Annotated in this window: 16 protein-coding genes, 4 tRNA genes, 3 rRNA genes and 1 riboswitch; of the genes, 3 read left to right on the forward strand and 20 right to left on the reverse strand. The window is 53.5% G+C overall.

The features are described from left to right. Positions 1-22 precede the first annotated feature (22 nt). The 4 genes from ACX1CU_RS23095 to ilvL form a co-directional block, all read right to left on the reverse strand. Positions 23-949, reverse strand: coding sequence for a branched-chain amino acid transaminase (locus ACX1CU_RS23095; protein WP_459400507.1), 927 nt, complete (start codon positions 947-949; stop codon positions 23-25). A 22-nt stretch (positions 950-971) separates the two neighbouring features. Then, positions 972-1,229, reverse strand: a complete 258-nt coding sequence (ilvM, locus tag ACX1CU_RS23100) for an acetolactate synthase 2 small subunit (RefSeq protein ID WP_037403382.1) — start codon at positions 1,227-1,229, stop codon at positions 972-974. Continuing rightward, positions 1,226-2,872, reverse strand: coding sequence for an acetolactate synthase 2 catalytic subunit (ilvG, locus tag ACX1CU_RS23105; RefSeq protein WP_459400508.1), 1,647 nt, complete (start codon positions 2,870-2,872; stop codon positions 1,226-1,228). Before ilvG ends, ilvM begins: the two co-directional genes overlap by 4 nt. 143 nt (positions 2,873-3,015) lie before the next feature. After that, positions 3,016-3,114, reverse strand: a complete 99-nt coding sequence (gene ilvL / locus ACX1CU_RS23110; protein WP_459400509.1) for an ilv operon leader peptide — start codon at positions 3,112-3,114, stop codon at positions 3,016-3,018. Positions 3,115-3,470: 356 nt separating this feature from the next. On the opposite strand from ilvL, the gene ACX1CU_RS23115 reads away from it, so the two are divergent. Continuing rightward, positions 3,471-4,994, forward strand: a complete 1,524-nt coding sequence (locus ACX1CU_RS23115; protein WP_459400510.1) for a YifB family Mg chelatase-like AAA ATPase — start codon at positions 3,471-3,473, stop codon at positions 4,992-4,994. A gap of 29 nt (positions 4,995-5,023) precedes the next feature. On the opposite strand, the gene ACX1CU_RS23120 is transcribed toward ACX1CU_RS23115, so the two are convergent. Further along, positions 5,024-5,362, reverse strand: a complete 339-nt coding sequence (locus ACX1CU_RS23120; protein ID WP_459400511.1) for a MaoP family protein — start codon at positions 5,360-5,362, stop codon at positions 5,024-5,026. Between the two features lie 119 nt (positions 5,363-5,481). Between ACX1CU_RS23120 and hdfR the strand changes: the two genes are divergently transcribed. Next, positions 5,482-6,309, forward strand: coding sequence for an HTH-type transcriptional regulator HdfR (gene hdfR / locus ACX1CU_RS23125; protein WP_459400512.1), 828 nt, complete (start codon positions 5,482-5,484; stop codon positions 6,307-6,309). A gap of 4 nt (positions 6,310-6,313) precedes the next feature. Here hdfR and yjfF read toward each other — a convergent pair whose 3' ends face one another. The 13 genes from yjfF to btuB form a co-directional block, all read right to left on the reverse strand. Continuing rightward, positions 6,314-7,306 carry a galactofuranose ABC transporter, permease protein YjfF gene (yjfF, locus tag ACX1CU_RS23130; RefSeq protein WP_459400513.1) on the reverse strand — a complete coding sequence of 331 codons (993 nt, stop codon included), beginning with the start codon at positions 7,304-7,306 and terminating at the stop codon, positions 6,314-6,316. Next, positions 7,303-8,325: a galactofuranose ABC transporter, ATP-binding protein YtfT gene (ytfT, locus tag ACX1CU_RS23135; protein WP_459400514.1), complete on the reverse strand. Its 1,023-nt coding sequence runs from the start codon at positions 8,323-8,325 to the stop codon at positions 7,303-7,305. Before ytfT ends, yjfF begins: the two co-directional genes overlap by 4 nt. Next, positions 8,322-9,836: a galactofuranose ABC transporter, ATP-binding protein YtfR gene (ytfR, locus tag ACX1CU_RS23140; protein WP_459402895.1), complete on the reverse strand. Its 1,515-nt coding sequence runs from the start codon at positions 9,834-9,836 to the stop codon at positions 8,322-8,324. The genes ytfT and ytfR overlap by 4 nt, the downstream gene beginning before the upstream one ends. 21 nt (positions 9,837-9,857) lie before the next feature. After that, positions 9,858-10,814 (reverse strand): galactofuranose ABC transporter, galactofuranose-binding protein YtfQ, encoded by a 957-nt coding sequence (gene ytfQ / locus ACX1CU_RS23145; protein ID WP_459400515.1) that lies wholly within the window; start codon positions 10,812-10,814, stop codon positions 9,858-9,860. 305 nt (positions 10,815-11,119) lie between these two features. Further along, positions 11,120-11,195: transfer RNA gene (locus ACX1CU_RS23150), tRNA-Trp, on the reverse strand. Between the two features lie 52 nt (positions 11,196-11,247). Further along, positions 11,248-11,324 (reverse strand) — tRNA-Asp (locus ACX1CU_RS23155). Positions 11,325-11,417: 93 nt separating this feature from the next. After that, positions 11,418-11,533: ribosomal RNA gene (gene rrf / locus ACX1CU_RS23160) — 5S ribosomal RNA — on the reverse strand. Positions 11,534-11,655: 122 nt separating this feature from the next. Beyond that, positions 11,656-14,564: ribosomal RNA gene (locus ACX1CU_RS23165) — 23S ribosomal RNA — on the reverse strand. 224 nt (positions 14,565-14,788) lie between these two features. Beyond that, a tRNA-Ala gene (locus ACX1CU_RS23170) sits at positions 14,789-14,864 on the reverse strand. 111 nt (positions 14,865-14,975) lie between these two features. Further along, a tRNA-Ile gene (locus ACX1CU_RS23175) sits at positions 14,976-15,052 on the reverse strand. Between the two features lie 75 nt (positions 15,053-15,127). Further along, a 16S ribosomal RNA gene (locus ACX1CU_RS23180) occupies positions 15,128-16,670 on the reverse strand. The 16S, 23S and 5S rRNA genes sit together here with 4 tRNA genes alongside, the layout of an rRNA operon. A gap of 435 nt (positions 16,671-17,105) precedes the next feature. After that, entirely contained in the window at positions 17,106-17,969 is an 864-nt protein-coding gene (gene murI, locus ACX1CU_RS23185; protein ID WP_459400516.1) for a glutamate racemase, read from the reverse strand. Continuing rightward, positions 17,914-19,773, reverse strand: a complete 1,860-nt coding sequence (gene btuB / locus ACX1CU_RS23190; protein ID WP_459400517.1) for a TonB-dependent vitamin B12 receptor BtuB — start codon at positions 19,771-19,773, stop codon at positions 17,914-17,916. The genes murI and btuB overlap by 56 nt, the downstream gene beginning before the upstream one ends. A 69-nt stretch (positions 19,774-19,842) precedes the next feature. Further along, positions 19,843-20,052, reverse strand: a riboswitch (cobalamin riboswitch). A gap of 118 nt (positions 20,053-20,170) precedes the next feature. On the opposite strand from btuB, the gene trmA reads away from it, so the two are divergent. Next, positions 20,171-21,271 carry a tRNA (uridine(54)-C5)-methyltransferase TrmA gene (gene trmA, locus ACX1CU_RS23195; protein WP_459400518.1) on the forward strand — a complete coding sequence of 367 codons (1,101 nt, stop codon included), beginning with the start codon at positions 20,171-20,173 and terminating at the stop codon, positions 21,269-21,271. Between the two features lie 48 nt (positions 21,272-21,319). Here trmA and ACX1CU_RS23200 read toward each other — a convergent pair whose 3' ends face one another. Continuing rightward, complete coding sequence (locus tag ACX1CU_RS23200; RefSeq protein WP_459400519.1) at positions 21,320-21,676, reverse strand: YijD family membrane protein; 357 nt, start codon at positions 21,674-21,676, stop codon at positions 21,320-21,322. Between the two features lie 13 nt (positions 21,677-21,689). Beyond that, positions 21,690-22,322 (reverse strand): HTH-type transcriptional repressor FabR, encoded by a 633-nt coding sequence (fabR, locus tag ACX1CU_RS23205; RefSeq protein WP_459402896.1) that lies wholly within the window; start codon positions 22,320-22,322, stop codon positions 21,690-21,692. Between the last annotated feature and the right edge of the window lie 140 nt (positions 22,323-22,462).

Here is a 22,462-nt window from a genome sequence, read left to right on the forward strand (position 1 = left end):
GCCCGTTTACTGATGTCTGTCGTTATTGATTCACGGGATCCAGCCAACCGTACTTATCTGCGGTTTTGCCGGTGAACAGGCCAAAGAACGCCTGCTGGATCTGCTTGGTGATTGGGCCACATTTGCCGATCCCGACCTGGATGCCGTCAACGCTGCGCACCGGGGTGATTTCCGCCGCCGTGCCGGACATAAATACTTCGTCCGCCAGATACAGTGACTCACGGGAAAGCACCTGCTCGCGCACTTCAAAGCCCATGTCCTTCGCCAGCCTGATAATAGCGTCACGGGTGATGCCCGGTAGTGCAGAAGAAGTGAATGGCGGAGTAAACAGCACGCCATCTTTCACTTCAAACAGGTTCTCACCGGCCCCTTCAGAGATGTAGCCGTGAACATCCAGCGCGATACCTTCCTGATAGCCGTGGCGGCGTGCTTCGCTGCCCACCAGCAGGGAAGAAAGGTAGTTACCGCCCGCTTTGGCGGCGGTTGGAATGGTGTTAGGTGCCACACGGTGCCAGGAAGAAACCATCGCATCGATACCTTGGTCCAGCGCATCTTCGCCCAGATACGCGCCCCAAGGAAACGCAGCGATAATCACGTCAGTTTTATAGCCAGGCGGTGGGTTAACGCCCATCCCAACATCGCCGATAAACACCAGCGGACGAATATACGCACTCACCAGATTGTTTTTACGCAGCGTGGCACGGCAGGCTTCCATCAGTTCGTCGATGCTCTGCTCCACCGGCATGCGGTAGATTTTGGCCGAATCATGCAGGCGCTGCATGTGTTCACGGTGGCGGAATACTACCGGACCCAGGTGGGAATCATAGCAACGTACGCCTTCGAATACCGAGGTGCCGTAATGCAGCGCATGTGACATCACGTGTACTTTAGCCTCGGCCCAGGGAACCATCTCACCATTAAACCAAATGTAATCGGCTTTCTTTGTCATTGTTCCATTCCTTGTGGCGCAATCAGGCGCGTATTTGTTGTGATAGTTGTTGCTGAACCTCAACGCTGGAAACATCCATCAGCTTGCTTAACTGTGATGACAGTAAATCCACAGAGCGCTGGCTGGCAACGGTCAATTCAATATTAATATTGTCAGGATTGATACCCGCAGCCATATTCATGGCGCAAACCTGAAAACCACGGTGGCGTACCACGCGCAATACGCGCTCTAACATTTCTGGGCGGAAGCGGGCCTGGATCGAGAGTTGATGCTGCATCATGATACTTTCTCCAACATAGTTTCGTTACCTGCGCCCGGCGGCACCAGCGGCCAGACGTTCTCGAGCTCATCAATGGAAACCTGTAACAGATAAGGCCCTTCGCTGTTGAGCAAGGCATCGAGCGCGTCTGCGACCTGGTCTTTACGGGTAATACGCTGGCCGGGGATGCCGAAGGCACTGGCCAATATCAGGAAATCGGGGTTATCGGAGAGGTTGGTTTCGCTGTAACGCCCATCAAAAAACAGTTGCTGCCACTGACGAACCATCCCTAAACGCTGGTTATCCACTAACACGATCTTCAACGGCAGCTGCTTGCGTTTGATGGTGCCCAGTTCCTGCACGTTCATCATGAAAGAACCATCGCCGGACACGCAGATCACCATGTTTTCAGGATGCGCCATCTGGGCACCTACCGCCGCAGGCACACCAAAGCCCATCGTCCCCAGGCCGCTGGAGGTGATGAAGTTCTCCGGGCGATCAAAGGTCATATGTTGCGCAGCCCACATCTGGTGCTGGCCCACGTCGGTGGTCACGATGGTATTGGCCGGTTTGCGTTCAGAGAGTTGCTTCAGTAACAGCGGTGCATAGATTGGCTGACCGGGATGATCGTAGCGCCAGGCATGGATCTCTTTCAGCTCGGCCACCCGCTGATGCCAGGCGCTGATATTCACCGGCTGTTGCAGGGCTGGCAGCAAGGTTTTCAAATCACCGTGCAGAGCAACGTGCACCTGGCGCAGTTTGCTCATTTCTGCCGGATCGATATCCATGTGGATCACTTTGGCATGCGGCGCAAAAGCGTTCAGTTTACCGGTCACACGGTCGTCAAAACGGGCGCCAACGGCGATCAGCAGGTCACACTCTTGTACCGCAAAGTTGGCAGCTTTAGTACCGTGCATACCCAGCATGCCGAGATAGTAAGGATGGTCGGCATCGGGTGCGCCCAGCCCTTTAAGGGTGGCAACGGCAGGGATCTGGGTCACCGCGATAAACTCACGTAATGCGGGCACCGCTTGCGCCATCCCCACTCCACCACCGATGTACAGCATTGGCCGCTGCGCCTGCGCCAGCAGCCGCGTGGCCTGAGCCAGTTCAGCAACCGGGTGTTCCAGTTCGGCTTCTACCGGCATCAGGTGAGGCGGTAAATCGCCCTGTGCCAACTGGATGTCTTTCGGGATATCGATCAGGACCGGGCCAGGGCGGCCGCTGGTGGCAATAGCAAAGGCTTCAGCCATGATGCCAGGCAGCGCTTCCAGTGATTCCACCAGGAAACTGTGCTTGGTACAGGCCAGAGACAAGCCCAGAACATCGATCTCCTGAAAAGCATCGGTACCAATCAACGCAGAACCGACCTGACCGGTGATAGCCACCACCGGCACCGAATCCAGCAGCGCATCCGCCAGACCGGTGATCAGGTTAGTGGCACCAGGGCCGGAGGTGGCGATACATACGCCGACTTTACCGCTGGAACGGGCGTAACCGATGGCGGCTATCGCAGCACCCTGTTCATGGCGACACAGTAGGTGTTCTACCCCGCCGTCATACAATGCATCGTAGACCGGCATAATTGCGCCGCCCGGATAGCCGAATACCGTATCCACTCCCTGTGCACGCAACGCTTGAACTACCCACTGAGCACCATTCATGGTTATTTCCCCGCCTTACTGCGGGAAAGGCAGGATTTTATTCCGTTGTTCATTCTCTGCTCCTCGTTTTGCTTTTCTCTTGGCATAAAAAAACCCCCGGACCTGACGGTGCGGGGGGTTCTCTTGCGATTCCGGCTTGTTTTCTAAGCCTTTATTCGTCCAAGTGCAGCCCCGCACGGTGGGATAATAATCACCACCACGCTAATCACGACTAGGCTAATCACTTGGATAAAGGCTTTCATAATGGGTTTGTTCACTGTGCTCGCGTCGAACTAATGCCTACAGAGTTACCATAGCAGCAGGTGGTATGACAACATTTTTTTGCGTTATTATTCATCGCAATCTGGTCATACCTCAAACAAACTACTGGTAATTCAAACGCTAACACGCTAACCCGATGCCTTGGCACTCAGCACGCTCGTCACCCGTAACGAATTGTGAAAGAGCATTGCAGCAAGATGCGTACAACTTCGCACGTTGATGTTCACCAACTGAAATAAACAAATTTTGATTGCACAGCGTTGCGCAAGTCAGCCATTCCCGACGCGCATCTCTTCCGCAGCTCCCGCATCATGTGGCCTTCAGCAAGGAGAGCACTATGTCACTGGCGGTCGTTTATACCCGCGCCACTATCGGTGTTCAGGCACCGTCGGTCACCGTGGAAGTTCATATCAGCAATGGTTTACCTGGCTTGGCATTAGTCGGCCTGCCAGAAGCCACGGTAAAAGAGGCGCGCGATCGGGTACGCAGCGCGCTGATCAACAATGGCTTCACCTTTCCGGCCAAGCGGATCACCGTCAACCTGGCACCCGCCGATTTACCTAAAGAAGGCGGGCGCTACGATTTACCGATTGCACTGGCGATCCTCGCCGCTTCAGGGCAACTTCCTGTCGACCAACTGATGCGCTATGAATTTCTCGGTGAGTTGGCGCTTTCGGGTGCGCTGCGAGCCGTCAACGGGGCGATCCCAGCAGCAATAGCGGCAACAGAAGCAGGCCGGGGGTTGATTCTGGCGACAGCCAACGGCAAAGAAACGGGCCTGCTGCCAGATAACAACACGCGAGTAGCGGAACACTTGTTGGAAGTTTGCGCCTTCCTGCAAGGAAAAGGAGAGCTACCGAACGCTGTCGCTCCGCCTGCGGCTGAAGCGCCAGCAGAAACCGCCGATCTGCAGGAGATCATCGGCCAAGAGCAGGCCAAGCGTGCATTGGAAATCGCCGCCGCTGGTGGCCATAACCTGTTGTTACTCGGCCCGCCGGGCACCGGAAAAACCATGTTGGCCAGCCGACTCAATGGATTACTCCCCCCGCTGAGCGATCAGGAAGCCTTAGAGAGCGTTGCGGTCGCCAGTTTATTGCATCACCCTGATGAAACGCTGCCATGGCGACAGCGGCCATTCCGCGCGCCCCACCACAGCGCTTCTATGGCGGCACTGGTCGGTGGAGGTTCACTGCCCCGGCCAGGGGAAATTTCTATGGCGCATAATGGCGTTCTGTTTCTTGATGAGTTGCCGGAATTTGAACGACGGGTGCTGGATGCCCTGCGTGAACCGTTGGAATCGGGTGAGATCGTGATTTCACGCGCCGCAGCCAAAGTACGCTTCCCGGCACGGGTGCAACTCATTGCAGCCATGAACCCCAGCCCAACCGGCCACTACCAGGGCGTGCATAATCGTACGCCGCCACAACAGATCCTGCGCTATCTTGGGCGGCTCTCCGGCCCGTTTCTCGATCGTTTTGATTTGTCGATTGAAGTGCCGCTGTTACCGCCGGGGATGCTGGGTAAGCAACGCAGCGTCGGCGAAAGCAGCCAGCAGGTGCGCCAGCGGGTGTTGCAGGCACGCGAACGGCAGCTGACCAGGGCAGGCAAGGTGAATGCGCTATTGAATAACCGAGAAGTGGATCGGGATTGCCACTTGCCAGCGGCAGAAGCAGATTTTCTGGAAGCGACACTGAGTAAGCTGGGGCTGTCGGTTCGTGCCTGGCATCGCATCCTAAAAGTGGCGCGCACGCTGGCAGATTTAGCCGGGGAGAAGGATATCGATAAACGCCACCTGAGCGAAGCCCTCAGCTATCGCAGCATGGATCGGCTGTTACTGCAGTTACACCGCAGCCTGGAGTAAAAAAATGGGGCCCAAAGGCCCCATGGTGATCAATCGTCGCTGTCGGTGTAATCTTCCACCGCATCTGCCTGCGGCTTGCCGCCTGACAGCGTATGGAACTTTTTCGGGCGGCGAGTGCGCGCCAGATACTTGGCCCATACTTTCTCTTGCTCGGTCGCGGCCTCACGCTCACCACGGCACACTGCGACGAACTGTTGTTCTTCTTCAGTGGCTGGCTGACGTTTGCCCGCATCCAACTCGTTGAACGCATACCCGAAACGCTCTAGCAATTGCGCTTCTTTAATGGTGAAATCGCCGTGACGGGAGAACCCGCGAGGATAGTGTTTATTATCAAAAAAACGATTGGTCGTGATGAAGCTATCCGCCATCTGACACGCTCCTAATTCTCTCATGGCCGTGCTGTTTATGGCGCGGAGTATTAGATAGGCTTGACATTGTGTAAAACAAAACATTTAAATCCTAACGACAAAAAATTTTGGAGACAGGTGTGGATACCGAATTACTGAAAACCTTTTTGGAGGTCAGTAGAACGCGTCACTTTGGCCGGGCAGCGGAATCCCTGTACTTAACGCAGTCTGCGGTGAGTTTCCGCATCCGCCAGCTTGAAAATCAATTAGGTGCAAATTTATTCACCCGTCACCGCAATAATATCCGCCTGACGCCAGCCGGCGAACGACTGCTGCCCTACGCTGAAAGCCTGATGAATACCTGGCAGTTGGCAAAAAAGGAAGTTGTGCGATCGTTGCAGCACACCGAGCTTTCGATCGGCGCAACCGCATCGTTGTGGGAGGCTTATCTGACACCCTGGCTGCAATCGCTCTACCAACAGCGGGAAGCGTTGCAACTGGAGGCCAGAATCGCGTTACGCCATTCTCTGGTGAAACAGCTGCATGAAAGACAGCTTGATTTACTGATTACCACCGAGCCGCCAAAGATGGAGGAGTTGGCGAGCCAACTGCTGGGTAACTTCTCGCTGCGGCTATTCTCCTCCGCCTTGCGCGACAAGCAGGCACCGATGCCTTATATCAAGCTGGAATGGGGAGCAGACTTTCACCAACAGGAAAGCCGCATGCTGGACAGCGAAACTATGCCGGTGCTGACCACCACCTCGGCACATCTGACGCGTCAACTGCTGGAAACCACCGGAGGTTGTGCCTTTCTGCCCAGCCAGTGGGAAAAAGAGTACCCACAGTTGGTTGTGGCGGCCGATACGCCAGCCATCGTTCGCCCGCTATACGCGGTGTGGCTGCAAAACAGCGATCAGCAGCCGCTCATCCGCCAACTGCTGAAAATACCTTTAAATACCGCAGCCTAAAGCGCTATAGCGGCTTCAGTCGCGGTTGACTGGGCTTCGCCCTTCTTGCCAGCCAAAACGCGCTCATCGCCTTCTGGAGGCCGATAAAGCAGAACAGCAGAATGCCGATGACGATCTTGGTCCACCAAGAGCTTAGCGTACCGTCGAAAGTGATATAGCTCTGGATTAATCCTTGAATCAACACGCCAAACAGGGTTCCCAGTATGGTGCCGACGCCGCCGGTCAGCAGCGTGCCGCCGATGACTACCGCTGCAATGGCGTCCAGTTCAACGCCGCTGGCCGCCAGCGCGTAGCCCGCCGAGGTATACAGCGAAAAGACAATCCCGGACAGCGCGGCCAATGTGCTGGAAAGCAGGTAAATCAATACCGTCGTGCGCTGCACCGGCACGCCCATCAATGCCGCAGAAACCGGGTTACCACCGATGGCATAGACGTTATGACCAAAGCGTGTGCGGTGCGCCAACACCATGCCTATTGCCACTACCAACAACATCACCAACGCCAGCAAGGTAAGCCGCCCGCCACCCGGTAATTTCCAGGCATAGTTTGCCAACGTGGCATACAGCGGGTGATCGATCGGTATCGACTCTTCCGAGACAATAAAACTCATACCGCGAACGAAGAACATACCTGCCAGAGTGATAATAAATGCTGGTAGCTTGAGAGCATCAATGATCCACCCCATCAAAGCACCAAAAGAGGCTCCCATCAGCAGCGCAATCATAAAAGCATAGCCGGGGGCAATACCGTAGCTGCCAATCAGTTTCGCCAGCAGCACGCCGGTGAAAGCAATCACTGAACCGACCGACAGATCGATCCCGCCGGACAGGATCACAAAGGTCATCCCCACCGCGACAATACCGAGAAACGCGTTATCGGTCAGCAGATCGCACCACACGCGCGTTGAGGCAAAACCAGGGAACTGGCTGAGGCAAAAAGCGTAGCCAAGCAGGAACACCGCGATCGTGATTAACAACGGCAAATTACGTTTCATCATGGTTTTCGTCTCCGCCACAGCCGGTGTAATGAAACGCTCGGGGATTGCACCATCAGCACCGCCAATACCACCATCGCCTTCAACACCAGATTGAATTCAGGTTTATAGCCGGAAAGCAGAATGCCGGTATTCATTCCCTGGATAATCAAGGCCCCTACCACCGACAACAACAGGTTGAAACGCCCACCTAATAGCGATCCTCCGCCAATCACCACCGCCAGAATCGCATCCAGCTCCAGCCATAAGCCGGCATTATTGGCATCAGCCCCACGGATATCTGCCGTAACGATAATACCGGCCACCGCTGCGCACAGGCCACAGATGACATACACCGCGATAACGACCCACTGCGTGTTAACACCCGCATTGCGCGCCGAGCGTAAATTGATACCTACCGCTTCAATAAACAGCCCCAACGCCGTTTTGCGCGTTAACAGCCAAATCAACAGCAGCATTACCGCAGCAATAATCACCGGCATCGGCAAATACATCAGCGTACCACTGCCCAATTGTGCCAACCCTTCACGCTCGAAGGTGACAATCTGCCCCTCAGTAATCAGTTGGGCAATACCACGCCCGGCCACCATCAGCATCAACGTGGCCACGATCGGTTGTATCTGTAACACCGCCACCAGAAAACCGTTCCACAAGCCGCACAGTGCTCCCACAACCAATGCCGCCCCTAATACGCAGGCCAGTGGGTATCCTGCGCTGGTCATCGTGGCAGCGGTCGCACCCGCGATCGCCATGACGGCACCAACGGACAAATCAATACCGCCGGTGGCAATCACCAACGTCATTCCTAGCGCCAATAGCGCGACTGGGGCACCACGATTGAGAATATCAATAACGCTGCCAAACAAGCGCCCATCCTGAATATGAATCGAGAAAAAGTTCGGAGCGACCAGGCTATCTATGATCAAAATGACCGCCAGCGCCCCCAGTTGCGTCGCCCCAGTAGGCATAGTCCATCTGATCTTGCGCGCTCCACCGGTCATGGAAAAACTCCTCTGGTTCATCCTGCCCCCTGTTGCACTGCAATAGCCTGCATAATGGCGGGAACCGTAATGGCATCATGATCGAGCTGCGCCACATGCTTTCTGTCACGCAACACCACAATACGATCGGCGTACCCTGCCAGTTCCTCCAGTTCTGAGGAGATCACCAGCAGTGCCAGCCCTTCATCGCACAACCGCTCTATCAGGCGGATAATTTCCGCATGCGCCCCGACATCAATACCGCGTGTCGGTTCGTCTAAAATAAGAAAACGGGGTTTGGTCGCCAGCCAGCGTGAAAGCAGCACCTTCTGTTGGTTACCGCCAGAAAGATACTGAATCTGCTGTTCCGGCCCCGGCGTGCGGATGCCCAGCAGTTGGATAAAACTTTCGGCAATTTTGGTTTGTTCACGCAGGGCTAAAGGCTTCAGCCAACCACGCTGCGCTTGCAGCGCTAAGATGATGTTTTCCCTTACCGTTGCGGCGCCAACAATACCGTCGGTTTTACGATCCTCCGGGCAATAGCCAAACCCCAGGCTGGCAGCTTTACGCGGCGTACGGATCTCCACCGGCTTGCCCTCGACGGTTGCCTGACCTTTGTCCGGTTTCTTGATACCAAAGATCAACTGTGCGGTTTCGGTACGGCCTGAGCCCAGTAAGCCTGCCAAGCCGACAATTTCACCTGGGCGTAGCGCCAGCTCGAACGGTTCAACCATGCCACGCCGGCCATAACCGCTAAACGCCACCAACGGCGCAGCCTGTACCGCCTCATGCGCAGCGCGCTTCAGCAAGGTTTCATCAAAACTGTGTCCCAGCATCATCTGCACCAGTTCAAGCCGGGGCAACTCGGCGGTAATGCGGGTTCCTACCAGTTTGCCGTTACGCAATACGGTAATACGATCGCTGATGCGATATACCTGCTCAAGGAAATGGGTGACAAAAATCATCCCCATTCCCTGCGATCGCAACTGGCTCAGAATATCCAACAGCATGGTGACTTCTTTTGCATCCAGGCTGGCGGTAGGTTCATCCAGAATCAACACTTTGGCGGAAAGATCGACGGCCCGGGCAATCGCAACAATTTGCTGAATGGCAATCGAATAATTGCCTAGCGGCTGGCTGACATCCAACTCCAGGCCATAACCCTTGAGCAGTTGTTGTGAATTACGCAGCATGGTTTTTTGATCGACCAAACCAAAACGGGTGGGTTCACGGCCAATAAACAGGTTAGCCGCGACCGAAATATTCGGTAGCAGGTTAACTTCCTGATAAACAGTGCCAATACCCAGCGCCTGCGCCTGCGCGGTGCTTTGCGGCGCAATTGCTTTACCCTCCAAGCGAACCTCACCAGCGGAACGCGGGTAAACCCCGGTTAATGCTTTGATTAACGTCGATTTCCCCGCACCATTTTCCCCCAAAAGCGCCACAACCTCGCCGCGCTGTAACGTAAAATCAACCTGATCCAGCGCTTTTACGCCCGGAAACTCAACGGATAAACCGCTTATTACCAGTAACGTTGTCTGAGGTGTGGCCATCATTTATCCCGCCTGTTGCCATCAATAACCCATGCTTTTCTTCATTTCGAATTCCTGCTTGGCGGTGTCAGGTTGCAGCAACTTTGATTCGGTTTGGATGAATTTTGTTGGTTGGGTACCGTCTTTTTTCATCGCCAGGAGAGCATCAAATGCTGGGCCCGCCATGTTTGGCGTCAGTTCAACCGTAGCGTTGGCCTCGCCATTGATCATGGCTTTGAAGATATCCGGTACACCGTCGATGGAAACAACCTTGATTTGCGAACCTGGTTTGAGACCCGCTTCTTTGATGGCCTGAATAGCACCAATCGCCATATCGTCATTATGGGCATAAACAGCGCAGATATTTTTGCCGTTCTGTTCCGCCTTGATAAAGCTTTCCATCACTTCTTTACCTTTGCTGCGGGTAAAGTCACCAGACTGCGAACGGATGATTTTGAGGTTATCGGCAGAAACAATGCCGTCAGCGAAACCTTTCTTGCGGTTGATCGCCACGCTGGATCCTACCGTCCCTTGCAGTTCGACAATGTTACAAGGTTTGCCAGCCACTTCTTTGACCAACCATTCCCCTGCGACCTTGCCCTCATGCACGCTGTCTGAAGCCACAGCGGCGGTATATAGCGACGGATCGTTCACTTCGATCATACGGTCCAGCAAGAAGACCGGGATTTTGGCTTCTTTCGCTTCTTGCAGTACCGGAGCCCAACCGGTGGCGACCACTGGTGCGATGAAAATGGCATCAACACCTTGTGCAATAAAAGATCTTACCGCTTTAATCTGGTTTTCCTGTTTCTGTTGCGCATCAGCGATCTTCAGCGTAATACCACGTTTCTCCGCTTCCTGTTTCGACACTTTGGTTTCTGCCGAACGCCACCCTGATTCGGAACCGATCTGAGAAAAGCCGACAACCAATGGTTCGGCCTGAGCCGCCCCCATCAACACACCGCTTACAGCGGCCGCTAACAGTAAACGCTTATACATGTTTTTCTCCTCGCTCTGCTCAGAATGCAACAAGCTCAGGCAGAGATGGCTGTTGGTGTATTCGCTTCAGTGAGATGTGCCCAAAAAACTTTAGGGCTAATAAGATGTAACCGAACTGCAGATTGGAATGATGAGCGCTATCACACCCTAGTATTACAACCAATTTGTGCATGGATTCAGCTAAAAATGTCTAAAATGGGAACGGTTTCGGCAGGAGTATTAGGCAAGATGTTGTGATAAACGAGGTTGTTTGAGGAAAATTTGAAGCAAAAAAAACCCTTCGCTTTCGCAAAGGGTTTCTAATATGGCAGGGGCGGAGAGACTCGAACTCGCGACACCCGGTTTTGGAGACCGGTGCTCTACCAACTGAGCTACGCCCCTAAATCGTGCTTAACATTATGCCTGCTAATTTTAGCAGGCATAATCAAATAAGTGGCGGAACGGACGGGGCTCGAACCCGCGACCCCCTGCGTGACAGGCAGGTATTCTAACCAACTGAACTACCGCTCCACCGATTCTTTCATGCGGTACCTTTCGATACCGGCAAAACCGCTTCTGCGATTTCGCTATTACCAGATGTCACTCTGATAACCTTTGTTTGATGCCTGGCAGTGTCCTACTCTCGCATGGGGAGACCCCACACTACCATCGGCGCTACGGCGTTTCACTTCTGAGTTCGGCATGGGGTCAGGTGGGACCACCGCGCTATTGCCGCCAGGCAAATTCTGTTTCATTCCAGGCCGTTACATGTCTCTACACGTAACCACCAGAACCAATCTAAGAACATCGCTGAAAATCAAAACTTATATTCTGTCTCTCACTAAAACACCTTCGGTGTTGTAAGGTTAAGCCTCACGGTTCATTAGTACTGGTTAGCTCAATGCATCGCTGCACTTACACACCCAGCCTATCAACGTCTTAGTCTTAAACGTTCCTTCAGGGACCTTAAAGGCCCAGGGAAGACTCATCTCGAGGCAAGTTTCGCGCTTAGATGCTTTCAGCGCTTATCTTTTCCGCACTTAGCTACCGGGCAGTGCCATTGGCATGACAACCCGAACACCAGTGGTGCGTTCACTCCGGTCCTCTCGTACTAGGAGCAACCCCTCTCAATCTTCCAACGCCCACGGCAGATAGGGACCGAACTGTCTCACGACGTTCTAAACCCAGCTCGCGTACCACTTTAAATGGCGAACAGCCATACCCTTGGGACCTACTTCAGCCCCAGGATGTGATGAGCCGACATCGAGGTGCCAAACACCGCCGTCGATATGAACTCTTGGGCGGTATCAGCCTGTTATCCCCGGAGTACCTTTTATCCGTTGAGCGATGGCCCTTCCATTCAGAACCACCGGATCACTAAGACCTACTTTCGTACCTGCTCGAGCCGTCACTCTCGCAGTCAAGCTAGCTTATGCCTTTGCACTAACCTCACGATGTCCGACCGTGATTAGCTAACCTTCGTGCTCCTCCGTTACTCTTTGGGAGGAGACCGCCCCAGTCAAACTACCCACCAGACACTGTCCTCACCCCGGATCACGGGGCCGAGTTAGAACATCAAACATTAAAGGGTGGTATTTCAAGGTTGGCTCCATGCAGACTGGCGTCCACACTTCGATGCCTCCCACCTATCCTACACATCAAGGCTCAATGTTCAGTGTCAAGCTATAGTAAAGGTTCACGGGGTCTTTCCGTCTTGCCGCGGGTACACTGCATCTTCACAGCGAGTTCAATTTCACTGAGTCTCGGGTGGAGACAGCCTGGCCATCATTACGCCATTCGTGCAGGTCGGAACTTACCCGACAAGGAATTTCGCTACCTTAGGACCGTTATAGTTACGGCCGCCGTTTACTGGGGCTTCGATCAAGAGCTTCGCGTTGCCGCTAACCCCATCAATTAACCTTCCAGCACCGGGCAGGCGTCACACCGTATACGTCCACTTTCGTGTTTGCACAGTGCTGTGTTTTTATTAAACAGTTGCAGCCAGCTGGTATCTGCGACTGGCTTCAGCTCCGAGAGCAAGTCTCTTCACCTACGCGCCAGCGTGCCTTCTCCCGAAGTTACGGCACCATTTTGCCTAGTTCCTTCACCCGAGTTCTCTCAAGCGCCTGGGTATTCTCTACCTGACCACCTGTGTCGGTTTGGGGTACGATTCTGTGTTACCTGGAGCTTAGAGGCTTTTCCTGGAAGCTTGGCATCAACCACTTCTGCACCGTAGTGCATCGTCATCACGCCTCAGGGTTGAATAAGAGAACGGATTTACCAATTCTCTCCCCCTACACGCTTAAACCGGGACAACCGTCGCCCGGCTAGCCTAGCCTTCTCCGTCCCCCCTTCGCAGTAACACCGAGTACGGGAATATTAACCCGTTTCCCATCGACTACGCCTTTCGGCCTCGCCTTAGGGGTCGACTCACCCTGCCCCGATTAACGTTGGACAGGAACCCTTGGTCTTCCGGCGAGCGGGTTTTTCACCCGCTTTATCGTTACTTATGTCAGCATTCGCACTTCTGATACCTCCAGCAGCCCTCACAGACCACCTTCAACGGCTTACAGAACGCTCCCCTACCCAACAACGCCTAAGCGTCGCTGCCGCAGCTTCGGTGCATGGTTTAGCCCCGTTACATCTTCCGCGCAGGCCGACTCGACCAGTGAGCTATTACGCTTTCTTTAAATGATGGCTGCTTCTAAGCCAACATCCTGGCTGTCTATGCCTTCCCACATCGTTTCCCACTTAACCATGACTTTGGGACCTTAGCTGGCGGTCTGGGTTGTTTCCCTCTTCACGACGGACGTTAGCACCCGCCGTGTGTCTCCCGTGATAACATTCTTCGGTATTCGGAGTTTGCATCGGGTTGGTAAGCCGGGATGGCCCCCTAGCCGAAACAGTGCTCTACCCCCGAAGATGAGTTCACGAGGCGCTACCTAAATAGCTTTCGGGGAGAACCAGCTATCTCCCGGTTTGATTGGCCTTTCACCCCCAGCCACAAGTCATCCGCTAATTTTTCAACATTAGTCGGTTCGGTCCTCCAGTTAGTGTTACCCAACCTTCAACCTGCCCATGGCTAGATCACCGGGTTTCGGGTCTATACCTTGCAACTATTCGCCCAGTTAAGACTCGGTTTCCCTACGGCTCCCCTATTCGGTTAACCTTGCTACAAAATATAAGTCGCTGACCCATTATACAAAAGGTACGCAGTCACCCAACTAGTAGGCTCCCACTGCTTGTACGTACACGGTTTCAGGTTCTATTTCACTCCCCTCGCCGGGGTTCTTTTCGCCTTTCCCTCACGGTACTGGTTCACTATCGGTCAGTCAGGAGTATTTAGCCTTGGAGGATGGTCCCCCCATATTCAGACAGGATGTCACGTGTCCCGCCCTACTCATCGAACTCACAATGCATGCATTTTAGTGTACGGGGCTATCACCCTTTACTGCGCGACTTTCCAGACGCTTCCACTAACACACCCACTGATTCAGGTTCTGGGCTCTTCCCCGTTCGCTCGCCGCTACTGGGGGAATCTCGGTTGATTTCTTTTCCTCGGGGTACTTAGATGTTTCAGTTCCCCCGGTTCGCCTCGTATGGCTATGTATTCACCATACGATAGTGCAACGAATTGCACTGGGTTTCCCCATTCGGGTATTGCCGGTTATAACGCTTCATATCAGCTTACCGACACTTTTCGCAGATTAGCACGCCCTTCATCGCCTCTGACTGCCTAGGCATCCACCGTGTACGCTTAGTCACTTAACCTCACAACCCGAAGGTGTTTCCTGTAAACAGAAAACAACAGTCGTGCTGTAAACAATTGAGAGACTCTCTGACAGGTTAGTCCTTACCCCAATAACGCTACGGAGGGATAAGTTTCAGCTGTCAGGTTTCAATTTTCAGCTTGTTCCAGATTGTTAAAGAGCAAAATACTTCGCAGCATACTGTTGCCAGTACACTCTGAAGTATTATCAAGGACTATATGGATATGGTGGAGCTAAGCGGGATCGAACCGCTGACCTCCTGCGTGCAAGGCAGGCGCTCTCCCAGCTGAGCTATAGCCCCATACAGTCACTGGCAGAAATCTTTATTACCACTCGCGGCGAATTACAGCCTTTCCCTTTCAGGAAACCTGTTCATCCGTGCTCAGCCCATAATGCAGCATAAGTGCGAATTTGGTAGGCCTGAGTGGACTTGAACCACCGACCTCACCCTTATCAGGGGTGCGCTCTAACCACCTGAGCTACAAGCCTATAAAGATTTTTCTGCTCGTTACTTTTTCATCAGACAATCTGTTGTGAGCACTCACTCGATGCAATATCGTTAGGTAAGGAGGTGATCCAACCGCAGGTTCCCCTACGGTTACCTTGTTACGACTTCACCCCAGTCATGAATCACAAAGTGGTAAGCGCCCTCCCGAAGGTTAAGCTACCTACTTCTTTTGCAACCCACTCCCATGGTGTGACGGGCGGTGTGTACAAGGCCCGGGAACGTATTCACCGTAGCATTCTGATCTACGATTACTAGCGATTCCGACTTCATGGAGTCGAGTTGCAGACTCCAATCCGGACTACGACATACTTTATGAGGTCCGCTGGCTCTCGCGAGTTTGCTTCTCTTTGTATATGCCATTGTAGCACGTGTGTAGCCCTACTCGTAAGGGCCATGATGACTTGACGTCATCCCCACCTTCCTCCGGTTTATCACCGGCAGTCTCCTTTGAGTTCCCACCATTACGTGCTGGCAACAAAGGATAAGGGTTGCGCTCGTTGCGGGACTTAACCCAACATTTCACAACACGAGCTGACGACAGCCATGCAGCACCTGTCTCACGGTTCCCGAAGGCACCAAGGTATCTCTACCAAGTTCCGTGGATGTCAAGAGTAGGTAAGGTTCTTCGCGTTGCATCGAATTAAACCACATGCTCCACCGCTTGTGCGGGCCCCCGTCAATTCATTTGAGTTTTAACCTTGCGGCCGTACTCCCCAGGCGGTCGACTTAACGCGTTAGCTCCGGAAGCCACGCCTCAAGGGCACAACCTCCAAGTCGACATCGTTTACAGCGTGGACTACCAGGGTATCTAATCCTGTTTGCTCCCCACGCTTTCGCACCTGAGCGTCAGTCTTTGTCCAGGGGGCCGCCTTCGCCACCGGTATTCCTCCAGATCTCTACGCATTTCACCGCTACACCTGGAATTCTACCCCCCTCTACAAGACTCTAGCTTGCCAGTTTCAAATGCAGTTCCCACGTTAAGCGCGGGGATTTCACATCTGACTTAACAAACCGCCTGCGTGCGCTTTACGCCCAGTAATTCCGATTAACGCTTGCACCCTCCGTATTACCGCGGCTGCTGGCACGGAGTTAGCCGGTGCTTCTTCTGCGAGTAACGTCAATCAGTCGCGCTATTAACACGACTGCCTTCCTCCTCGCTGAAAGTGCTTTACAACCCGAAGGCCTTCTTCACACACGCGGCATGGCTGCATCAGGCTTGCGCCCATTGTGCAATATTCCCCACTGCTGCCTCCCGTAGGAGTCTGGACCGTGTCTCAGTTCCAGTGTGGCTGGTCATCCTCTCAGACCAGCTAGGGATCGTCGCCTAGGTGAGCCATTACCTCACCTACTAGCTAATCCCATCTGGGCACATCCGATGGTGTGAGGCCCGAAGGTCCCCCACTTTGGTCCGAAGACGTTATGCGGTATTAGCTACCGTTTCCAGTAGTTATCCCCCTCCATCGGGCAGTTTCCCAGACATTACTCACCCGTCCGCCGCTCGCCGGCAAAGTAGCAAGCTACTTTCCGCTGCCGCTCGACTTGCATGTGTTAGGCCTGCCGCCAGCGTTCAATCTGAGCCATGATCAAACTCTTCAATTAAAAGTTCGATTTGCTTTAACAAGTAAAGCGATGCTCAAAGATTACTTTCTGCAAATGCATTGCCCTTGCGGGTCAATGTATACTGCTTTTGTCACTCTTCAAGACTTGATATTTTTTTGCCACCGAAGTGGCTGGATATCGTCTTGTGAGTGCCCACACAGATTGTCTGATAAATTGTTAAAGAGCGTTGGTTACCGACATGTTTCTCGGTAACGCGGGAGGCAGATAATACGCTTTCCCGCTGAAGAGTCAACCTTTTTTCTCTTGCGAGATGCGGTGTTTTCACCGGGTTGCTTCTTCCTGGCTGGGCGAACTGTCTCGTTAGAGTAGTCGTTGTTCCCGGTCAGTGGAGGCGCATTATAGGGAGTTCTCAGAACGCCGCAACCCCTAAATTCACTTTTTCTGCCGACCGTTGAATGTTTAATCAAAATGTATTTAAAGTGGCAGTTTTTTCAACGATTTAAAGCCGTAGCCCTGTAAAACGGGCAACAATGCGTCAGTATCTTCATTCAGTGCCATGCAATAGGCCAGATTCTCTTCCTGGGTTGAGACCAAACCTTCTTGCGCCGAGATAAGCCAGGCAGCACGACGGGCGATGGCCGCACCGGAATCCACCAGCCGCGTTCCCTCTGGCAGGACCTGCATCAGCTCTTCAGATAAAAGAGGAAAATGGGTACACCCCAACACCACCGTATCCGGTGGCTCACGCATATTCAGCCACGGTTGCAGGATTTTCTTCAGCGCAGCCAGTGGCACTTCTTCGCCATGCAGCTTGGCTTCTGCCAGCTCCACCAGTTCCGAAGAACCCAGCAGTTCGATTTTGCAATCGGTCGCGAAACGGGAAATCAGCTCATGAGTATAAGAGCGCTGAACCGTGCCACGTGTCGCCAGCAAACCAACGATGCCATTCGCCGTCAGTTTAGCCGCAGGCTTGATGGCAGGCACCACACCAACCACCGGGAAAGTAAAGCGTTCACGCAGCGCAGGCAGGCAGGCGATACTGGCGGTATTGCAGGCGATGATGACAATCGCCAGAGGATGGCGCTGCTGAACTGCACTGACGATCTCAAGCACACGCTCAACGATGAACTCTTCGGATTTCTCACCATAGGGAAATGCCACGTTATCGAAGGCATAAATATAGTGGAGATCCGGCAGCAACTGCCGAACCTCCTGATACACCGATAACCCACCAACGCCGGAATCAAATATCAGCACCGTCGGGCGCGGTGTCACGGCGCTTTTAGAAGATATAGCTTCCAGTGAGGTAATATTCTCTTCCTGGAGTAACGTAGCCATAAGCCGTCTCGTAATCTTTATCAAACAGGTTAGCAATTCTACCACGAACTGTCAGATGAGATGTGACCGGATACGAAACTGCGAGATCCCACAGGCTGACACCGCCCAGTCTGACCCGCTGCTCCGGGTAGGTGCTGTAATCAGTGTCATAGCGCTCCCCCAGATATTGATAAGTGACTGCCCAGTCGAAGTCCTTGATCTGCCAATCCAGTTCGTACTTGACCTGCTGCTTAGAACGACGAACCAACACCTCATTGGTTTTGGCATTGCGCGGGTCAACATAGTCATAGCTGATCTGATGGGTAAATAGCCCGGTATCAAAGGAGGCCGTGGCTTCGATACCTTTAATAATAGCCTGATCCACATTGTAATAAGCAGGAATGGAACTGCTGGAAGTATAACCAATCAGGTTATCGATATCGTTACGATACCCCGTCACACGCCAGTTTACCGGGCCAGTCAGCCCTTCAAAGCCCCCTTCCCACTGCTGGCTCTCTTCCGGTTTTAAATTCGGATTACCAGCAAAGTCGCCATATTGCTGCCCAAGAGTCGGCGCTTTGAATGCGGTACCATAAGAAGCAATTGCACGATAGCCTTCAACAAACTCCCACGCAGCGCTAGTTTGCCAGGTATTGTGCCAACCAAATTGCGAGTTATCGTCACCACGCACCGCCCCTTCCAGGGTAATAGCGTCAAACTGTTGTTGTGCGGTCAGATACAGCCCGGTATTGCGCTGGCTTTTGCTGTCGGTGATATAAGCGGTGCCAGGTTCGAGCTTCTGCTCCTGCCAGTCAACGCCGGTGCTGACACTGCCTTGAGCAACCTGGACGTTATTTCCCCACTGCACATTATATTGTGTGACGTCATCCAGGGTTGCGGAGGGGGAATAGCGGCCATATTTCGGATCGTAATTGTAGTCTTTGCTATGGCTGTAGCTGGCCGTTAGCTGCGTGGCATAAATACCCTCGCGATAACGCATGCCAGTGTCCCACGACTGGCTATATAGCTGACGGGTGTCTGCATAGCTACCATCATAGGCCGTACTGTTATCGTAGCCATAACCACGCACAAACCCACCCAACTGCTCGGTAAACTGGTGTTGCAGTTCGCCATACAGCGATTTGCTCATGAAGCCATCACGATCGGGTTGTGCCGGATTACCAAAGCTGTCCGGCAGGTTGGCCACCACGTCAAACCCGCGGGTATAGGTATAGTTGCCCGCCAAGGTAGCAACAGTGTTTTGCCCCAGTTGCTGTTGCGTAGCACCGTCGTACTGCTGATAGCCATTCGAACCGACACCGGCAGAAAGCGAAGAGCCCTCCTTCTCACGGGTAGTAATGATGTTGATCACTCCACCAATGGCGTCAGAACCGTAGACGGCAGAGCGAGGTCCGCGAATAAACTCGACTTTTTGCACCAGCGAAATCGGGATTTGGCTCAGATCAGAAGAGCCACTGATACCGGCCTGATTAAGGCGGATACCGTCAATCAACAACAGCACATGTCGGGAATCGGTACCACGAATAAAGACGGCGGAACTTTGCCCCAGGCCGCCATTCTGCGCGATGTCCACACCAGGCAAGCGGCGCATGACATCGGCCACGCTCTTGGCCTGCCAGCGATCGATATCATTACGGGTAACAACAGAGGTCGGGGCCAGCACGGAAGAAACCGGCTGCGCAAAGCGATTGGCGCTCACCACCAGGGTATCGCTGTTGTTGGTTGTGGTGTTGTCTTGCGCCCATCCAGAAACTGCCGTCACGGAGGAGGCCACCGCCAGCAGTGTATTTTTTATCATTGTCATAAAGAAAAGCATCCAAACTTAATTGGCGGATGCCGCAGGATCACAGCCGATAATTCGCGACGGCCATGGATTGTGCGACGTACACCGGCAGGTTTTCGGGCTTGGGATTTGCAGATTGCCGTGGGCAACCGACACCGGGCGATGACTTCCCATCCAGCAGTGGACAGTGTCTGCGTAAAAACGCTATCGCCGTGACTTCCCCATACCGCTGCGCGTCAGCTCCAGATTCACACTGGATTCCCTTTTCACTCGCTGCTTGAGGCCGGACGGCCATGCTACGATCAATGAAAATAGATGTCTAGACAGCCAATAAGGTCGCGAACCTAACAAAACTGGACTTCACGGCTTGATTCCCTACAATCCACGCTGATCCAATTTGCCTGACGAGAAGAACCCCATGACGCCCGAAATTTTGCCCACTGAACGCTATGACGACCAACTGGCAGAGAAAACTGCCCGTCTGAAAACGATGATGTCACCGTTCACGGCGCCTGAGCCGGAGGTGTTCCGCTCGCCAGTCAGCCACTACCGTATGCGTGCGGAATTCCGTATCTGGCATGATGAAGACGAGATGTACCACATCATGTTCGATCAACAGACCAAACAGCGCATCCGCGTCGACAGCTTCCCAGCCGCCAGCGAACTGATTAACCGGCTGATGAGCGCGTTGATCGCCGCCATCAAACCCAACCCGGTGCTGCGCCATAAGCTGTTCCAGATTGATTACCTGTCCACGCAGAGCGGTAAAATCATTGCCTCGCTGCTGTATCACCGCAAGCTGGATGAACAATGGCAACAAGATGCAGCGGTACTGCGCGATGCGCTACGCGCACAGGGCTTTGATGTGCAATTGATTGGCCGCGCGTCGAAGATGAAAATTATGCTGGATCAGGATTATGTCGACGAAGTCTTGCCGGTCGCCGGTCGTGACATGATCTATCGCCAGGTAGAGAACAGCTTTACTCAACCCAACGCCGCAATGAACGTGCAAATGCTGGAATGGGCGCTGGATGTCACGCAGGATTCGCAAGGCGATCTGTTGGAACTGTATTGCGGTAACGGCAACTTCTCACTGGCGCTGGCACGCAACTTTGATCGCGTGCTGGCTACCGAAATCGCTAAGCCTTCCGTTGCCGCAGCCCAGTACAATATTGCGGCCAACCAGATCGACAACGTGCAGATCATCCGCATGGCGGCGGAGGATTTCACTCAGGCGATGAACGGCGTGCGCGAATTCAACCGGCTGAAAGGGATTGATTTAACGAGTTATAATTGCGAGACGATTTTTGTCGATCCACCACGCAGCGGGCTGGATGCAGATACAGTGAAGATGGTGCAGGCTTATCCACGCATTCTGTACATTTCCTGCAACCCAGAAACGCTGTGCGCCAATCTGGCAACATTGCAGGCAACCCACAAAGTCAGCCGCCTGGCGCTGTTCGATCAGTTCCCTTACACCCACCATATGGAATGCGGTGTGTTGCTGGAACGCCGCTGATAGATTATCAGGCGGGCTCGATGCCCGCCATTTCATTGAGAATAAAGCTTATTGCGCGGCAGAATCACGTCTCTTCAATTGGAATCCAATCCAGAATACCAGTGCAACACAGACAATGGATGGCAGGAAGTTAGAACCAATCTGCGGGTATTCCACCCGGACGATCGCGCTGTACCCCAGGATACCCAGCAGGCAACAGGCGGCAGCCAGCTTCGGCATTCCCTCCGGCATGGGTCGGCTCAGGTAACGTTGATGCAGGCAATACACCGCCAGCACCAAAGCAATCAACGGGAAGATCGAAAACGGCACCACCGAGCTGAACAGCGCGGCAAAAGAGCCGTTAATCGACAGACCGGCAATTAACGCCAGCAGTAAAGTACCATTCTCACGACAGGATTTTTCCATTATTTTCACCTTGTTATACGCGGGATACAGATGCTTTTTCTTGCTCGCGACGATACCAGTAATAAGCCCCTTTGGAAATCATCCGCAATTGCAACACTAACCGTTCCTCGAGTTTCCGCCGCTGTTCGATATCCACATCCAGCGCTTCCGCACCGGCACTGAACACAATGGTCACCATCGCTTCCGCCTGCGCTTCGGTAAAGCTGCGTGGCATATGGTTTTCCAGCTCGAGATAATCCGCCAGTTCGGCGATAAAATGTTGGATTTCACGCGCTACCGCCGCGCGAAATGCCGCAGAAGTCCCGGAACGCTCACGCAGCAACAGCCTGAATGCATTGGGATTGTTACCGATAAATTCCATAAAGGTGGAGACCGACGTGCGGATCACGCTGCCGCCTTTGGCAATGCGTTGGCGTGCCTGGCGCATCAGTTGGCGCAGCATCAGGCCGCTTTCGTCGACCATGGTGAGCCCCAGTTCATCTACGTCGCGGAAGTGGCGATAGAACGAGGTCGGCGCAATACCGGCCTCCCGCGAGACTTCACGCAGGCTCAGGCTGGCAAAACTGCGTTCGGCACTGAGCTGGCTGAAAGCCGCTTCAATGAGGGAACGGCGCGTCCGTTCTTTTTGTTGTGCTCTGACGCCAATGTGCATATTCAGATAAATTCCATCCACTCAGTCTAACGCCGCAGAATTGGCAATATAGCAAATTTATTGCAACCGCATTTATACAAACGCGCTTTGTCACAGTTTCGGGCTGCGCAGGTGGCGCTTTGCCTCAAAAAGGC

The sequence above is a fragment of the Serratia sp. D1N4 genome, from assembly GCF_054552755.1.

Bases quoted from the DNA above. Each gene is read 5' to 3' on its own strand.
- ACX1CU_RS23095 (WP_459400507.1), bottom strand. From the start codon at position 949: ATGACAAAGAAAGCCGATTACATTTGGTTTAATGGTGAGATGGTTCCC.
- ilvM (WP_037403382.1), bottom strand. From the start codon at position 1,229: ATGATGCAGCATCAACTCTCGATCCAGGCCCGCTTCCGCCCAGAAATG.
- ilvG (WP_459400508.1), bottom strand. From the start codon at position 2,872: ATGAATGGTGCTCAGTGGGTAGTTCAAGCGTTGCGTGCACAGGGAGTG.
- ilvL (WP_459400509.1), bottom strand. From the start codon at position 3,114: ATGAAAGCCTTTATCCAAGTGATTAGCCTAGTCGTGATTAGCGTGGTG.
- ACX1CU_RS23115 (WP_459400510.1), top strand. From the start codon at position 3,471: ATGTCACTGGCGGTCGTTTATACCCGCGCCACTATCGGTGTTCAGGCA.
- ACX1CU_RS23120 (WP_459400511.1), bottom strand. From the start codon at position 5,362: ATGGCGGATAGCTTCATCACGACCAATCGTTTTTTTGATAATAAACAC.
- yjfF (WP_459400513.1), bottom strand. From the start codon at position 7,306: ATGATGAAACGTAATTTGCCGTTGTTAATCACGATCGCGGTGTTCCTG.
- ytfT (WP_459400514.1), bottom strand. From the start codon at position 8,325: ATGAACCAGAGGAGTTTTTCCATGACCGGTGGAGCGCGCAAGATCAGA.
- ytfR (WP_459402895.1), bottom strand. From the start codon at position 9,836: ATGGCCACACCTCAGACAACGTTACTGGTAATAAGCGGTTTATCCGTT.
- ytfQ (WP_459400515.1), bottom strand. From the start codon at position 10,814: ATGTATAAGCGTTTACTGTTAGCGGCCGCTGTAAGCGGTGTGTTGATG.
- murI (WP_459400516.1), bottom strand. From the start codon at position 17,969: ATGGCTACGTTACTCCAGGAAGAGAATATTACCTCACTGGAAGCTATA.
- btuB (WP_459400517.1), bottom strand. From the start codon at position 19,773: ATGACAATGATAAAAAATACACTGCTGGCGGTGGCCTCCTCCGTGACG.
- trmA (WP_459400518.1), top strand. From the start codon at position 20,171: ATGACGCCCGAAATTTTGCCCACTGAACGCTATGACGACCAACTGGCA.
- ACX1CU_RS23200 (WP_459400519.1), bottom strand. From the start codon at position 21,676: ATGGAAAAATCCTGTCGTGAGAATGGTACTTTACTGCTGGCGTTAATT.